This window comes from Mucilaginibacter sp. Bleaf8, assembly GCF_018390515.1.
Taxonomy (GTDB): domain Bacteria; phylum Bacteroidota; class Bacteroidia; order Sphingobacteriales; family Sphingobacteriaceae; genus Mucilaginibacter.
On the sequence record NZ_JAHBBK010000003.1, the window covers coordinates 489,491 to 504,375 of the forward strand.

The 14,885-nt window shown below is 44.9% G+C and carries 14 protein-coding genes; 11 read left to right on the forward strand and 3 right to left on the reverse strand.

Annotated elements, in window-relative coordinates; all coding sequences use genetic code 11:
- Positions 1 to 49 precede the first annotated feature (49 nt).
- Positions 50 to 1,033: a pyruvate dehydrogenase complex E1 component subunit beta gene (locus KHS38_RS15630; RefSeq protein WP_213489480.1), complete on the reverse strand. Its 984-nt coding sequence runs from the start codon at positions 1,031 to 1,033 to the stop codon at positions 50 to 52.
- 175 nt (positions 1,034 to 1,208) lie between these two features.
- On the opposite strand from KHS38_RS15630, the gene KHS38_RS15635 reads away from it, so the two are divergent.
- On the forward strand, positions 1,209 to 3,137 hold the full coding sequence (locus KHS38_RS15635; protein WP_213489481.1) for a DUF4153 domain-containing protein: 1,929 nt from the start codon (positions 1,209 to 1,211) through the stop codon (positions 3,135 to 3,137).
- Positions 3,138 to 3,263: 126 nt separating this feature from the next.
- On the opposite strand, the gene KHS38_RS15640 is transcribed toward KHS38_RS15635, so the two are convergent.
- Positions 3,264 to 4,910 (reverse strand): S8 family serine peptidase, encoded by a 1,647-nt coding sequence (locus KHS38_RS15640; protein ID WP_213489482.1) that lies wholly within the window; start codon positions 4,908 to 4,910, stop codon positions 3,264 to 3,266.
- 413 nt (positions 4,911 to 5,323) lie between these two features.
- Between KHS38_RS15640 and KHS38_RS15645 the strand changes: the two genes are divergently transcribed.
- Positions 5,324 to 6,730 (forward strand): tetratricopeptide repeat protein, encoded by a 1,407-nt coding sequence (locus KHS38_RS15645; RefSeq protein ID WP_213489483.1) that lies wholly within the window; start codon positions 5,324 to 5,326, stop codon positions 6,728 to 6,730.
- 47 nt (positions 6,731 to 6,777) lie between these two features.
- On the opposite strand, the gene KHS38_RS15650 is transcribed toward KHS38_RS15645, so the two are convergent.
- Positions 6,778 to 7,863 (reverse strand): AI-2E family transporter, encoded by a 1,086-nt coding sequence (locus KHS38_RS15650; RefSeq protein ID WP_213489484.1) that lies wholly within the window; start codon positions 7,861 to 7,863, stop codon positions 6,778 to 6,780.
- A gap of 206 nt (positions 7,864 to 8,069) precedes the next feature.
- Here KHS38_RS15650 and KHS38_RS15655 point away from each other — a divergent pair, with 206 nt between their 5' ends.
- From KHS38_RS15655 to KHS38_RS15695, 9 genes are all read left to right on the forward strand, one after another.
- Positions 8,070 to 8,831 (forward strand): phosphosulfolactate synthase, encoded by a 762-nt coding sequence (locus tag KHS38_RS15655; protein ID WP_213489852.1) that lies wholly within the window; start codon positions 8,070 to 8,072, stop codon positions 8,829 to 8,831.
- A 64-nt stretch (positions 8,832 to 8,895) separates the two neighbouring features.
- Entirely contained in the window at positions 8,896 to 9,705 is an 810-nt protein-coding gene (locus KHS38_RS15660; protein WP_213489485.1) for a shikimate dehydrogenase family protein, read from the forward strand.
- Entirely contained in the window at positions 9,672 to 10,277 is a 606-nt protein-coding gene (gldD, locus tag KHS38_RS15665) for a gliding motility lipoprotein GldD (protein ID WP_213489486.1), read from the forward strand. The genes KHS38_RS15660 and gldD overlap by 34 nt, the downstream gene beginning before the upstream one ends.
- A 148-nt stretch (positions 10,278 to 10,425) precedes the next feature.
- Complete coding sequence (locus KHS38_RS15670; RefSeq protein ID WP_213489487.1) at positions 10,426 to 11,061, forward strand: MBL fold metallo-hydrolase; 636 nt, start codon at positions 10,426 to 10,428, stop codon at positions 11,059 to 11,061.
- 119 nt (positions 11,062 to 11,180) lie between these two features.
- Positions 11,181 to 12,410: an ABC transporter permease gene (locus KHS38_RS15675; RefSeq protein WP_213489488.1), complete on the forward strand. Its 1,230-nt coding sequence runs from the start codon at positions 11,181 to 11,183 to the stop codon at positions 12,408 to 12,410.
- Between the two features lie 9 nt (positions 12,411 to 12,419).
- Positions 12,420 to 12,788 (forward strand): hypothetical protein, encoded by a 369-nt coding sequence (locus KHS38_RS15680; protein WP_213489489.1) that lies wholly within the window; start codon positions 12,420 to 12,422, stop codon positions 12,786 to 12,788.
- Between the two features lie 123 nt (positions 12,789 to 12,911).
- Entirely contained in the window at positions 12,912 to 13,283 is a 372-nt protein-coding gene (rbfA, locus tag KHS38_RS15685) for a 30S ribosome-binding factor RbfA (RefSeq protein WP_213489490.1), read from the forward strand.
- 25 nt (positions 13,284 to 13,308) lie between these two features.
- Positions 13,309 to 14,010: a peptidoglycan DD-metalloendopeptidase family protein gene (locus KHS38_RS15690; protein ID WP_213489491.1), complete on the forward strand. Its 702-nt coding sequence runs from the start codon at positions 13,309 to 13,311 to the stop codon at positions 14,008 to 14,010.
- A 41-nt stretch (positions 14,011 to 14,051) separates the two neighbouring features.
- On the forward strand, positions 14,052 to 14,726 hold the full coding sequence (locus KHS38_RS15695) for an energy transducer TonB (RefSeq protein WP_213489492.1): 675 nt from the start codon (positions 14,052 to 14,054) through the stop codon (positions 14,724 to 14,726).
- The last annotated feature ends 159 nt before the right edge of the window (positions 14,727 to 14,885 follow it).

A 14,885-nucleotide genomic window follows, 5' to 3' on the forward strand; every position in this document is an offset into this window, starting at 1 on the left:
TAACAAGAAAAGCCCGCATTTAGCGGGCTTTTCTTGTTATGGGTTGCAATTACTTGGTTACGTACATTACTTCTTTCACTGCTTTAATCACTCTTTCAGGATTTGGCAGGTATTCAGCAATCAGGGTAGGTGCGTATGGCAGTGGCACGTCGCCACCTGTTACACGCAGTACCGGAGCGTCCAGGTAATCAAATGCATCTTTTTGTACTTTGAAAGCAACCTCGGTTGAGATAGAAGCCAACGGCCAGCTTTCTTCTACAAATACCATGCGGTTGGTTTTCTTAACCGATTCAATTACGGTAGCGTAATCAATAGGGCGTACGGTACGCAGGTCGATCACCTCGGCGTTGATACCTTCTTTTTCCAGTTCGGCTGCAGCAGCGTTAACCACTTTCATGATTTTACCAAAACCTACCAATGTAACATCGGTACCTTGTTTGGTTACGGCAGCTTTACCTAATTCAATATAGTATTCTTCTTCTGGTACTTCACCTTTATCACCATACATCAACTCCGATTCCATAAAGATAACCGGATCCGGATCCAAAATAGAAGATTTTAATAAACCTTTAGCATCATAAGGATTTGACGGAACCACCACTTTTAAGCCCGGGCAGTTAGCATACCAGTTTTCAAAACACTGGCTGTGCTGCGAGCTTAGCATACCTGCGTTACCGGTTGGGCCACGGAATACGATTGGCACCGAGAACTGGCCACCGCTCATGCTCATCATTTTGGCAGCTGCGTTGATCACCTGATCGATAGCTACTAATGAGAAGTTGAAGGTCATGAACTCGATGATAGGGCGCAGGCCGTTCATTGCCGAGCCAATACCAATGCCGGCAAAGCCCAGCTCAGAGATAGGGGTGTCAATTATACGTTTGGCACCAAACTCATCCAGCATGCCCTGACTTACTTTGTAAGCGCCGTTATACTCGGCTACTTCTTCACCCATCAGGTATATATTTCCATCCTTGCGCATCTCCTCGTTCATTGCTTCACGAAGCGCTTCTCTGAACTGTATTTCTCTCATTATGTATAATGTAAATGAAAATTTTTCGAGGCAAATATAGTTAATGCATCATTAAAAACAACCAGCCGCAGGGTATATAAATATTGTTACTTAAAATTTATGTTTTGAAAACGGACCACTGCTGCAATAAGCTGCAAAACTTGCTTAATTTGGCGCCGATCAATTAGCCTTATCTATGAAACTCATCTCTATCAAAACGCTTACCGTTGGAACCCGCGATGTGCTCAGGCGTTTTCCGTTCGAAGTTTTGTTTGCCCTGATTGGCTGCATAGCGGCTACCAGTAAGGTAGAGCTCAATAACCTGAGCCTGCATACCGAAAGCTGGTGCTGGCGTATGATAATGACCGCCAACCTGGGCTTTCTGCTCAGCCTGTCGGCCACGCTGTTTAGCGAAAGTAAAAGGCTTGCTAAAGGGCAGAAGTTAGGTTTGCGTTTGGCCGCGGCAGCGCTGGCCGTTGTGCTTATGTATGCCGTTAACCCCTATGAGCGGAGTGCCGATGTGATCCGTTTTTTCCTTATCAGTCTGGCTTTTCACCTGCTTGTTTCTTTTGCGGCTTTTACCGGCAGGGGGGCAGTGCAAGGCTTTTGGCAGTTTAATAAAAACCTGTTTCTGCGTTTCCTCACCAGCGTTTTGTATAGTGTGGTGCTTTACGCCGGTTTGTCGGCGGCTATAGCGGCCCTGAACTTTCTGTTCGGGTTTAAATTTGAGTGGGATACGTTCAGCGTGCTGTGGATATGGATAGCCGGCCTGTTCAATACGCTGTTTTTCCTAGCCGGTGTACCGGCCAGCTACGGCGAACCGGATGCCGATGAGGCCTACCCTAAAGGATTAAAAATATTTACCCAGTTTGTGCTTATTCCGCTGGCCACAGTTTATGTGCTCATTTTGCTGGCTTATGAGGTAAAGATATTGTTGCAATGGAGCCTGCCCAAGGGTTTAGTATCCAGTTTGATTTTGGGTTATGCTGTTTTTGGTATACTGGCCCTGTTGCTGGTTTACCCGATACGTGAGCAGCAGGATAATAAATGGATTAAAACGTATGCCCGCAGTTTTTACTTTTTGCTGCTGCCTTTGCTGGTACTGTTGTTTTTGGCTGTAGGTGCACGTGTGTTTAAATATGGCATTACCGAATACCGGTACTTTTTAATTGTGCTGGCCTTTTGGCTGTTGTTTATTAGTCTTTATTTTTTGCTGTCGCAACGGCAAAACATCAAACTCATACCGGTTACCTTGTGTGTTTTAACACTGCTAACCATATATGGGCCACAGAGCGCTTTCTATACTGCTACCTTTTCACAGCGGCAAATTTTAGAAAAGATAATGATTAAAAATAGCGCCTACAGTAATGGTTTGCTGCTGCCGGTGGATAGCAATAAGATAAGTGATAAAGATGGCGAGAGAGCTGTAAGTACCCTTGCTTTTTTAATTAAACACGATGATTTAACCACATTGCAGCCTTACTTTAAACAGGATTTACAACAGGTAAGCGATTCATTAAGCAAGCTGAAGAGTAAATGGCGCGAAACAATGGATATGAGCCGCTACGAATTACTGGATGTAAAAATCAACTGGGCAAAACAGCAGCTGCATTTAAACAAGTTTTTAGGGCTTGAGTGGACTACCCCCTTGAGCGATACGACTGTGGCCATCGAAAGCAGCTGGAGTTTAAGAGTACAGAACAGCGAAGTAACCCAGGTAAGCGGATATGATTATGAGTTTGCGTTGAATTATAATACCATAAAACCCGACACCGTGCAGAACGATACGACGTTTTACACACTCCGGCAGGGCAACGTCAGTCAGATTTCAACGCCTGATAATGCGTGTATTATAACTATAGGAAAACAATACGCCACCTTTAAGCCCCAGCTTATTTTAGATAGCCTGATTAATCAGGATGAGGTACTTAAGAAGTATCCGCACGATAAAAAAAATGGTACGCCAAACGTATACGAAATACCTTCGGAGATGCTCACTAATGTACAAGCTGTTGGCAAACACAAGGTAGCGTTCCGGCTAACCAATATTAATTTTGAAAGAGATGAAAAGACACACCGCAACCGGATCAATTACCTGAATGGGATATTTTTGATTAAGTGGTAATGTTGTAAAATGATAAGCAAGTGATTACCCACTGTCAATACGCTGAGCTTAGCGTATGAAGCGATAAGACGACTCACTAAAACTAGTAACAAACAAAAGAAGCGGGCTTTAACCCGCTTCTTTTGTTTAATTTTTTCTTTCTCCTTTAATCTTCCCCGCTATCAGTACCGCATCATAGGCGTTTACAATGCCACCGGTTTTGCTTAAAGTGGTAAAATCAACCTTGTCGGTTTTGCTGCCGGGCTTGAGTACCATACGGCCTTTAAGCGGCCGGGCCGATTGCATAATAACCTGCTTTAACTGGCGGGCGCTCAAAGTTGGATAATATTCCAGCAGCAGGGCGGCAACGCCGGCCGTAATGGGCGATGCAAAGCTGGTGCCGTCGGCCGTGTTAAACTCGGCATCTTTATCAACCGAAGTTACTTTTACGCCCGGTGCAAATACATCCACATTACGCTGGCCGTAATTGCTGAACGAGCCAGCCAGGTTTTCGCCAAGGCGTGCACCCGAAGCCCCTACGCTAATCAGATTGTCGGCATCGGTAGCCGATCCATCTTCAAACTGATCGTTCGGGAATTGTGGTTTTACGTCCATATCCTGGTTGTCGTTACCGGCTGCCTGTACCAGCAATACATCATGCTGGGCTGCGTATTTAAAGGCATCATCTACCCACTTTTTATGTGGCGACAGCTTTTTACCAAAGCTCATGTTGATGATTTTGGCACCGTTATCCACGGCATAGCGAATAGCATTGGCTATATCCTTGTCGTATTCATCGCCATTGGGTACCGCTTTAATGGCCATAATGCGCACATTGTCGGCCACACCGTCAACCCCATACTTGTTGCTGCGAATGGCGCCAATCAAACCCGCTACCCCGGTACCGTGCGATGCATCCTCAAATTTAAGCAGATTGTTGCCATAAGGCTTGCCGTCCCAAACGTTCGGGTCGTCGCCCACAATGCGCTTGCGTGCTTCCAGATCCGGATTGATGTCGTTATTCAGTTTGGCCAGATACTCGCTCAATTCTTTAATAATCTGAGCGCTGGTAGCCGAGGGGCCTTCTTCCTGCATTACCATTTTCCACATATCGCGGCTTTGCGCTATGGTATCATTGGTGGTTTGCAGTTTACTGAGTGTTGGCAGTGTAAAGGTATCGTTTGCCTGCAGCTTCAACGCCCGTTTTACATAGCCGCTGGTTACAACCAGCACATTCATGAATTCCGAATATTGCTTAATTTCAGTAGCCGATTTGGCAATGGTTGAGTCGTAGGTCGTTTTTACAGTTTGCCAGTATGCAAATGCTTTCTTATCAGGAGCGGTAGCTTCAGTAAGCGGGGCGTATTCACTGCGCAGGCGGTTGTATTCGCGTACTTCTTCGGTAGTTTCCGTAAAATCGCATTTGCCGCCCGGCCCGCCTAAAAAGTCCCAGCCGTGTATGTCGTCAACATAGCCGTTGTTGTCGTCGTCCTTGCCATTGCCGGGAATTTCTTTGGGATTGGTCCATAAAACAGACCGAAGGTCTTTTTGCAACGTATCAATACCGCTATCAATAGTAGCAACCACAACGGTTTTGCTTTTTTTACCTTTTAGTGCCAGGTAAGCTTTATGCAGGCTGATGCCGTAATAGCCATCAGTTTTTAAATCAAGTGTATGCCAGTTTTTAGGCGCTTCGGGCTGTACAGTGGCTGGTGCTTGTGCAGCTGCGGTAAAACTATAAAATAATGCGCCGCACAGCATATAAGGTATAAGGCGGATGTTAAGGTGTTTCATCAAAATTTAATTTCGCTGGCAAGATAATTACAAAAGCAGTTTAATTGTTTCTGTAAACGCTTAAATGCTGTAATAATTGCCTGCAGGCGGGATTAAAGTGTCGTGAAAAAAAGGCAATAATAGGAGGTGCAATTGTAGCGTTTATAGGAAAAGAGAAGGGGCTGCAATAATGGCAGATGACTATCAGTAAACAAAACATCACACTGTAGTAAAAATAAGTTGTTACTACTTATCAACGCCCGTTTTGGGAGCCTATTCATTATCAATAAGTTGCTGAAAACTTATTAACACACCCTGTTTGTTGAAAACTTATTTACTCGCCGAAATCTTATTATTGTAACTTAAACACGGTTAGCGTTTTCATATTAGCGTACTTTTTGCTATATTGAAGTAGTAACTGTAAAAATGATTGAATGGAAGAAGAATTTGATTTTGGTTTTTCCGAAGATCCCAAGTTTTCGGTTGAACGGTACGAGGAGATGATCCGTAATCATGATCAGTACTTTTTTGATGCGCAGGCATTTGAAAACATTATTGATTATTACATAGAAAAAAACGATCCGGTGAAAGCCCTGCAGGTGGTGGAATATGCCCGCAACCAGCACCCTTTTGCCGCTGTATTCTTAATAAAACAGGCACAGCTGCTGGTGGTAACCAACCGGGTTTCAGAAGCTTTTGCCGCTCTGGATAAGGCCGCATTACTGGAAGCTTCGGACGCTGATATCTACATTATTCGCGGTAACCTGTATGAAAGTATGGACCGCTATAACGAGGCACTCGAAAACTACGAGAAAGCTTTGGGTATGGCCGAAGAGACCGACGATATTTTGCTGCACATGGCTTACGTTTACCAGAACATGGGCGACTATGAAATGGCCATCCATTACCTAAAACAGTGCCTGAAGCAGAATATGGAAAACCAGGATGCCCTTTATGAGCTGGCGTTTTGTTATGATGTGATCGATAATCAGCAGGAAAGCATCCAGTTTTATCAGCAATACATCGATAACGAGCCTTACAGCTACGCGGCCTGGTATAATCTGGGTAACGCTTACACCAAATTAAGCCTGTTTGAAAAAGCGATAGATGCGTATGATTATGCCATACTCATTAAAGACAGCTTTGCGTCAGCTTACTTTAACAAAGGTAATGCGTTGGTGAACCTGGAAAAGTATGCTGAAGCGATTGAAGTGTACCGCCAAACTTTTGAGTATGAGCAGCCCAATGCCGATACTTACTGTGCTATAGGCGAGTGTTATGAAAAGCTGGAGCAGATGGACGAGGCGCGCTCTTTTTACAAAAAGGCGGTGCGTATGGATAGCAAACTGGCTGATGCCTGGTTTGGTATTGGCGTAACGCTCGATTTTGAAGAGCGTTATTTTGAGGCCCTGCACTTTTATAAAAAAGCGCTTGATCTGGATATTGCCAATGCCGATTACTGGTTTGCCATTGCCGATGCCGAGTACAAGCTGGGCCACCTGAACGAAGCGGAAATTGCTTATGACAGGGTAGTGGAGCTTAACCCGCTCGACGTGGATGCCTGGCTGGACTACTCATCCATATTGTATGAGCAGGATCGTTTGGATGATGCCATTGAGGTAATAGCCGATGCTATTAAAAATAACCCCGAGGCGGCCGAACTGTATTACCGTATGGTAGCTTACCTGTTTGCCAAAGGCGATTATAACGAGGCCTTGTCAAACCTCGAAATGGCGCTGGCAGCCGATCCGGAGAAGCACTATATTTTGTTTGATTACCTGCCGCAGCTGCAAAAAAATAAGATCATACTGGATATTATTAACCGGTACACCAATAACTAACTAAAATTAAAAAGCCGGCGTTCTTGAAACAGAACGCCGGCTTTTTTTTATGCGTTTTGTTGCGGTGGTGCCGGCGTTTGCGGCGCCTCTTCCGTACTGTTATTTTTTACATACAATTCATCAACCAGTACCATTGTGATAGCCAGCATCGGCGTAGCCAGAATAATGCCCAGCGCGCCGGATAATGTTCCCATCATTACCTGGCCAATAATAAGCAGGGCAGGCGGCAGGTTAATCATGCGGCGCTGAATGGTAGGGGTAATTATATTACTTTCAAGCGTTTGTATCAGGATGTAAAGGGCGGCTACAATGATGGCAGTTTGTGTGCTATCAACCAGGCCCAGCAATACGGCTGGCACCATAGCCATGAGCGGGCCAAAGTTGGGTATAAAGTTTAAAATACCTGCAATAACAGCCAACGCCAGTGCCATAGGTATGCCAATAATGCTTAGGCCGATAAACGTAAGCACAGCAATCAGTACCATAGCGATCATCATGCCTTTGAGCCAGCCTTTCAGTACCAGGCTCAGACGGTCAATCACCTGCCGGGCTTTAGGCTGCCCGCTTTTAGGAATCAGTTTAATGATGCCGTTTTTATACAACGAGGGTTGTATGGTGAAAAATATTCCTAGAAACAGGATGATGTACATATCACCCAAAACACCAAAACTGGTACGGAAAAAGCTTTGGGCAGTATTGGTTATTTTTTGCGAGTCGGTGCCCGATATATTGTCCAGCATTTTTTTACCTAAAGGGTATTCGCTGATTTGTGCCTGCAGCCGGCTTACCAGTGCCGGAAAATCCTGACTTAAGGCACTTACCTGTTGTTGTATTTTGGTACCCATAAACCAAAATAGTGCCCCGGCAATAGCAAACGTACCCAGTACCGATATAAGCATACATACCCGCCTGTTCATGGGCGTGCGGCGTTCAATAGCATCGGCCAGGCCATTGAAATAGGTGGCAATCAGGCAACCGGCTACCACCATCAGCAATACGTTAAAAGCTACTTTAATTATAAGAATAAGAATGGTAAGCAAGGCTACGCTGCCGGCAGCTATCCATACTTTTTGCAGATAGGTATAGTGCTTTTCGGTAGATGCTGTATGCGGGTCGTTGTCAAATATTGCCATAAGCGGGTATGTTAAGTATATTACTTTAATAGCACACAGATAGCTTTATTGTTTGTATTTTAATAGCGCGAAGTTTTAATACAGATACATCTGAAAGCAGCATTTCAATGAAAAATCAATATTTTAATGACCATCTGCTTTAAATTTTTTATCATCTTTGCAGCATTAAAACTTTTAGTTATAGTCTATAACTTAGATAGAGTATGATCAATTACGCTTTGAATAATGTGCCCGAACGTACCGTTAAACCCCGTACCAATGGCATGACTATGGTAATGGATAAGGGTTTGAGCCTGCGCCAAGTGGAAGACTTTTTGGAAGTAGCCGGTATATATACGGATATTGTGAAGCTGGGCTGGGCAACATCCTTTGTTACCCCGAACCTTACTGAGAAGCTCAACCTGTATAAACAAGCCGGTATCCCGGTGTATTTTGGTGGTACCCTGTTCGAAGCGTTCATCATCCGTAACCAGTTTGACGATTATCGCCGGGTTTTAGATAAATACCAGCTGCAACATGCCGAAGTGTCCGACGGCTCCATAACCATTGAGCACGACATAAAGTGCGAGTACATCCGTAAGCTGAGCGAGCAGGTAACGGTTATTTCTGAAGTGGGCTCAAAAGATGTGCAAAAGATATTTGCCCCTTACAAGTGGATTCAATTAATGAAGGCCGAACTGGAAGCCGGTTCATGGAAGGTAATTGCCGAAGCCCGCGAAAGTGGCAACGTAGGCATCTACCGCGACTCGGGCGAGGTGCGCCAGGGATTGGTGGATGAAATTCTGACCCAGATTAAGGATGAAAACATTATTTGGGAAGCGCCGCAAAAAGCGCAGCAGGTTTGGTTCATTAAATTGCTGGGCTCTAACGTAAACATGGGTAATATTGCGCCTGCCGACATCATCCCGCTCGAAACCTTGCGTTTGGGCTTACGCAGCGATACTTTCGATCATTTCTTAAATCAATAATTGCCCTTGCCTGTTACAAAGTAAAACAGCACCTTCGGGAGTTAATTATTGATTGTACACAGCTATGAAACAATACGGACTGATCGGTTATCCGCTTTCACATTCTTTTTCAAAGAAGTTTTTCACCGAAAAATTTGAGCGTGAGGGTATAGCCGATCATGTTTATGATTTATACGAAATCAAAAATCTGAGCGATTTCCCGGAACTGCTGAGAGCCAACCCTAATTTAAGCGGTTTAAATGTAACCGTACCACACAAAATCGGCATTATGTTTTACCTGGATTGGGTACACCCCGATGCTAAAGAGGTAGATGCCGTAAACTGTATCCGCATTACGTCCGAAAGTCCGGTGGCCTCGGTTTTTAACGGTGAGGTAGGCATCAAAGACCATGAATTCAGGCTGGAAGGGTTTAATACCGATGTGTACGGTTTTGAGATGTCGTTAAGACCTTTGCTTAATAAAGCGGCACATAAAAAAGCATTGATATTAGGTACGGGTGGAGCAGGCAGGGCGGTTAAATACGTGCTGCGCAAGTTAGGTATCGATTTTACCTACGTATCGCGCGAACCGGATGCTCATCAGTACCAATATAAGGATCTGACACCTGAGATAATGGATGAGCATAAACTCATCATCAATACCACGCCGCTGGGTATGGCTCCCGACTTGGATAAATGCCCGGATATACCTTATGAGCACATTACCTCAGAACATTTGCTGTACGATTTGATTTATAACCCTGAGGAAACATTGTTTTTACAAAAAGGCCGGGAGCGGGGAGCAGTAACCAAAAACGGGCACGAAATGCTGATATTACAGGCAGAAAAATCATGGGAAATATGGAGTTCACCAGAAATAGCGCCAAAAGTATAGCTACAGGCATTTTGTCGATTGTAATGCTGTTGCTGGCTGCCTGCAACAGCCAGCCCGACTATGCCCCTAAACCAAGAGGCTATGCACGTCTTTATTTCCCTAAACGTGCCTACCAGCAGTACAATACCGATTGCCCTTACACCTTTACCTATCCTACCTATGCGGTAGTAGAGGCCGATAAAACAGCAGGCGCCAAACCTTGTTGGATAAACCTGCAATTGCCACAGTTTAAGGGTACCCTGCACCTCAGTTATCAGCCTGTTACTTCCAAAAAAATATTTAATGAGCTGATTGAAGATGCGCACACCTTTGCCTTTAAGCACACGGTAAAAGCTACCTCCATTGATGAGGGCATTATTCGCTACCCCGACCGTAAGGTGTATGGCATTTACTATACCATTGACGGCAATGCCGCCTCATCCGCACAATTTTTCCTGACGGATAGCACCCACCACTACCTGCGCGGCGCCCTCTACTTTAATACCGAACCCAAGCTGGACTCCATACAGCCCGTACTCGATTTTGTAAAGAAAGATATGGCGGTGATGATTAAGAGTTTCAGGTGGAAGTAGGGATTGGTTGATTATAAAAATTAATTCAACACTCTTTCTGCTGTCCGTAATTTCCAAACTACGGACCTTTATGCACGCAGAATTCAGTCTGCAGCACCACAATAACAACTAATTCTCCAAATCCAAAACCAAACGCCTACTTTTGGCTATGGCTAAAATCAAGGCATTTCCCAACAATCCTTACCAGGAAAACACGTACCTGCTGTATGACGACAGTGGCGAGTGTGCCATTATAGATCCCGGCATGTATACCGGCGCTGAGCAGGATGCTGTAGTTAACTTTATAAAAAGCAATGACCTGAAACCGGTATTACTACTCAATACCCATTGCCATATTGACCACGTGCTGGGCAACAAGTTCGTGTTTGATCAGTACGGTCTCAAACCGCAGTTTCATGAAGGCGAAATGGTAGTGCTGCAAGCTATGCCTGCATGGGCGCAGCAATCGGGCATCCGGTACGAGCTATCGCCACTGCCAGATACTTACCTGCCCGAAACAGGTACAGTAAGCTTTGGCAATACTACCTTGCAACTCATCTTTGCACCGGGCCATTCGCCGGCGCACCTTTGCTTTTATAGCGAGGCCGATCAACTGCTGGTAGGTGGTGATGTGCTTTTCCGAAACAGCATTGGTCGTACCGACCTGCCCGGCGGCAACCATACCCAACTGCTCAGCAATATCCGCGAAAAGCTTTTTACCCTGCCCGATGATGTGGTCGTATATCCCGGCCACGGTCCCGAAACCACAATAGGGTTCGAAAAAGCGACTAATCCGTTTTTTTAGAGAGGTGATATTGTAGGATGTAAGCCTTGCAAACTGTAAGCACAAATTAATGTTGTAATCAAGTCTATAATACTTTAGCAGAGTAAAAAGAGTTATTATTAGACTCTCGCTCCCTAACAATGAACACCTCCATTTACATAGCCAAACGTTACCTGTTCTCGCGCAAAAAAATGCATGCGATCAACATTATTTCGGGCATATCGATGCTGGGGGTGTTGGTGGGCAGTGCGGCGCTGGTTATTATCTTATCGGTGTTCAACGGGTTCGAAAAAGTGATTCTGTCGCTATACAATAATTTTACGCCCGAGCTAAAAATTGAACCGGTACAGGGCAAAACATTTAATCCGAATACGGCCTACTTTAACCAGCTACGGCATGATGACCGGGTTTTTTCGTTCACCGAAGTATTGCAGGAGAAAGCACTCATCAGGTACAATAACCGCCAGTTTATTGGCACGGTACATGGCGTTAGCGAGGCTTTTCTGAATAATAAGCAATTGGACAGCACCATCCAAACAGGCTCTTTTACGCTACAAGCCAACAATAAGCCCTACGCCGTAATTGGCGCTACGGTGCAAAACAGCCTGGCCGTAAATATCAACGATCCGTTGGCTACTTTGCAGGTATATTCGCCGCGGCGCAATGCGGGTACCAATTCCATTAACCCAGCCGATGAGTTTACAGTACAATACATCAGCCCATCAGGCATATTTGCCATACAGCAGGATTTTGACGACATGATGATTGTGCCCCTCAGCTTTACCCGCAATTTGCTGGATGAGCCGGTAAATGTATCCTCCATCGAACTGAACTTTAAAAAGCGCACCAACATTGATGCCGTTAAAGATGAGATAGAAGAGCACCTGGGCAAAGGCTTTAATGTGCGCAACCGCTACCAGCAAAATACGGAGTTGTATAAAACTTTAAACTATGAACGGTGGTTTACTTTTATGATACTAACCTTTGTGCTTGTTATTGCAATATTCAACATCATTGGTTCGTTAACCATGCTGGTGATTGATAAGCGTAAGGACATTGCCGTATTAACCAGTTTAGGCGCGGGTAAGCCGCTTATACAAGGCATCTTCTTTTTTGAGGGGATGATGATCTCAGCCGTAGGTTATGTGATTGGCAGTGTACTGGGGTTAGGTTTTTGCCTTTTGCAGTATAAATACGGGCTTATAAAAATGGGCGGGCAAATGATGGTGATTGATGCTTATCCCGTTCATATAAAAGCAACGGACTTTTTACTGGTTTTATTAACGGTAACTGTTATATCCGTTATAGCTTCGGGAATAAGTTCGCGCCTGAGTGTAAAAGGCTTGGACGATATTAAACAGGATTTATAAATTTGCACGATGCAGTTGAGGCGATACATATATATATTAGGCTTAGTGGTGCTTGCCAGCTGCTCATGTAACAGCAACTCCCAAAAAGACGGCGATGTACAGGTATATAAAGGGCTGTACAGTTTTGGCCCCGAAGTAAAATCATTCAAAAATTGCGATGATACGCATGAGTATTGGGTAACCGACAGCTCGGCGCAGCTGGAACTACAGTATTCGCAAATGAACTTCGAAAAGCCTTACGAGCCGGTATATATTGAGGTAGAAGGCAAAAAAGTACGCTCGGGCAGCGAGGGCATGGGCTCCGAGTATGACAGTACACTGGTGGTAAAAAAGGTGATCAAGATTACCCGCGAAATACCGCAGGACATGTGTAATTAAGATACCGGTATAAAGATCACGCCGCTATCCGTCAGCCGTCGTCCGAATATCATTTTTACTTCAATAGCCGCCTTAGCCTCAAAACAAATAACCTTTTACGTTTACCAACGTTACTAAATTATCATGGAATCAAAACGTCAACAAAAATTTGCCGGTGTTATACAACAAGACTTGGCAGCTATATTTCAGCGCGAAGGCATGAGCTATCTGCCCAATACGCTGGTAACTATCACCAAAGTACGCGTAACGCCCGATCTGGCTATTGCACGTGTGTTTTTAAGCTTTTTTAACAATGCCAATACACAGCAATCATTGCAGCTGGTAAAATCGCATGCCTCCGAAATCCGGTACAAACTGGGCGCCCGCATCAAAGATCAGGTTCGTGTAATACCACAACTCGAGTTTTTTGTGGATGATACCAATGAGTATGTAGAGCGCATGGATAAAATCTTTGATAAGATCAGTAAAGAAGATCGTCAGAAAGACGACGAATAGTATCCCAGCCGTACACGTATTCTGAATGGATAAGCATCAGCAACTGGCAGCATATTTAAATGAGCACCCCGAAGCCGTAGGCAAGGTGGTGGATTTTAATGCAGAGTTCGACTGTTTACTGCCTTTTGACTTTACAGCCGCCAATACGGAGCTTAGTGCCGATACTATTGCCGATACAGCCGCATTTAGCCTGTGGGTAGATGAACGGCTTAAGCAAAGCGATTGTCGCTACGGTATTGGCGGTTATATGGAACACCGTACATTGTACGCGCGCAGCGCCTTGTTTAATACTGCGGACCAGGAGCCTCGTCGGCTGCATTTGGGTGCAGATATATGGGGCCCTGCCGGCACGCCTGTGTATGCGCCGCTCAATGGGCGTGTACACAGCTTTCAAAATAATAACAACCATGGCGATTACGGGCCTACCATTATTTTAGAGCATACATTAAACGGCCTAACGCTGTACTCTTTGTACGGGCATTTAAATGCAGCCTGTTTGGAAAGCCTGCAGGTTGGTATGCTTGTGCAAAAAGATCAGCAGATTGCCGTATTGGGTACCGCTGCCGAGAATGGGAGTTGGCCGCCGCACCTGCACTTTCAACTGATGTTTGATATGGAAGGCAAGGCAGGAGACTATCCGGGCGTTGGTCAGTACTCGCTACAAGAGGCTTATCGCCAAAATATTCCCGATCCCGACCTGATTTTGCAATTCTCTAAAACACTATAATGTAAATTAACTGTTAGCGTTTTATATAGATGTTATATAAAATGTTAAAGTTCTTATTTACAGTAGCCTTTGTGGCTTTTACATATCTTATGCCGGCCCAGGCCCAGCCTGTTTTTAAAGGTGGGCCCGAGGCATTCAATATTTTTATTGCCAGCCATTTGATGTACCCCGAGTTTTCGCGGCAAAACTGCATAGCAGCAGTGATCCGGGTAAGCTTTCAGGTTGATCAGGGCGGACGCGTGTCGGCCGTTAGGGCGGAGCAGGGGCCGGGTATTGATTTGGATGAAGAGGCCGTGCGGGTAATTAAGCTTACATCAGGCAAGTGGGTTGTACCTGCCGGCACAGGTACAACTCGCATTATACTGCCGGTTCGTTTTACACCCGATTATACCCGTTGCAGCCGGCTAAATAACGGCAAGCCTGTTGATATGAATGCTGCCATATTAGCTTACCAAAACCGCCAGGAGCTGGAAAATGCAGTTACCAATTATTACAGCAACAAATACAAAGGCACTGCCGATCCGGCCAAAGAACAGGACATTATTGCGCTGAAAAAGCAATTGGGTATTGATGACGAATTCCTGAACGATGTGCTCGATCAGGCTAACCAAAAACTGAAGCAGGGCGACCAGGAGGGGGCGTGTAAAGACTGGAATTTTATCCGCAATACAGGAAGCACTTTAGCGGATACCTGTATCGCTAAATATTGCAAGTGATTCCCTATGAGATAGTCATTTTGCAAAATACTGTTAAGTGTAATGCTCCGGGATCGTATTGCCGAGTTTGGAAAGTAAACGTAGATTTCTTTTTACTACAAAGCAGCCCGCAAGTGGAAGAGCGAGAACGTTTTTCAGAAAGCATCATAGCTGCACAAA

Excerpts from the sequence above, each read along its gene's own strand:
- KHS38_RS15680 (WP_213489489.1), top strand. The coding sequence starts at position 12,420 with ATGCAGTTGAGGCGATACATATATATATTAGGCTTAGTGGTGCTTGCC.
- KHS38_RS15645 (WP_213489483.1), top strand. The coding sequence starts at position 5,324 with ATGGAAGAAGAATTTGATTTTGGTTTTTCCGAAGATCCCAAGTTTTCG.
- KHS38_RS15630 (WP_213489480.1), bottom strand. The coding sequence starts at position 1,033 with ATGAGAGAAATACAGTTCAGAGAAGCGCTTCGTGAAGCAATGAACGAG.
- KHS38_RS15635 (WP_213489481.1), top strand. The coding sequence starts at position 1,209 with ATGAAACTCATCTCTATCAAAACGCTTACCGTTGGAACCCGCGATGTG.
- KHS38_RS15640 (WP_213489482.1), bottom strand. The coding sequence starts at position 4,910 with ATGAAACACCTTAACATCCGCCTTATACCTTATATGCTGTGCGGCGCA.
- gldD (WP_213489486.1), top strand. The coding sequence starts at position 9,672 with ATGGAGTTCACCAGAAATAGCGCCAAAAGTATAGCTACAGGCATTTTG.
- KHS38_RS15670 (WP_213489487.1), top strand. The coding sequence starts at position 10,426 with ATGGCTAAAATCAAGGCATTTCCCAACAATCCTTACCAGGAAAACACG.
- rbfA (WP_213489490.1), top strand. The coding sequence starts at position 12,912 with ATGGAATCAAAACGTCAACAAAAATTTGCCGGTGTTATACAACAAGAC.
- KHS38_RS15660 (WP_213489485.1), top strand. The coding sequence starts at position 8,896 with ATGAAACAATACGGACTGATCGGTTATCCGCTTTCACATTCTTTTTCA.
- KHS38_RS15690 (WP_213489491.1), top strand. The coding sequence starts at position 13,309 with ATGGATAAGCATCAGCAACTGGCAGCATATTTAAATGAGCACCCCGAA.
- KHS38_RS15695 (WP_213489492.1), top strand. The coding sequence starts at position 14,052 with ATGTTAAAGTTCTTATTTACAGTAGCCTTTGTGGCTTTTACATATCTT.
- KHS38_RS15675 (WP_213489488.1), top strand. The coding sequence starts at position 11,181 with ATGAACACCTCCATTTACATAGCCAAACGTTACCTGTTCTCGCGCAAA.
- KHS38_RS15650 (WP_213489484.1), bottom strand. The coding sequence starts at position 7,863 with ATGGCAATATTTGACAACGACCCGCATACAGCATCTACCGAAAAGCAC.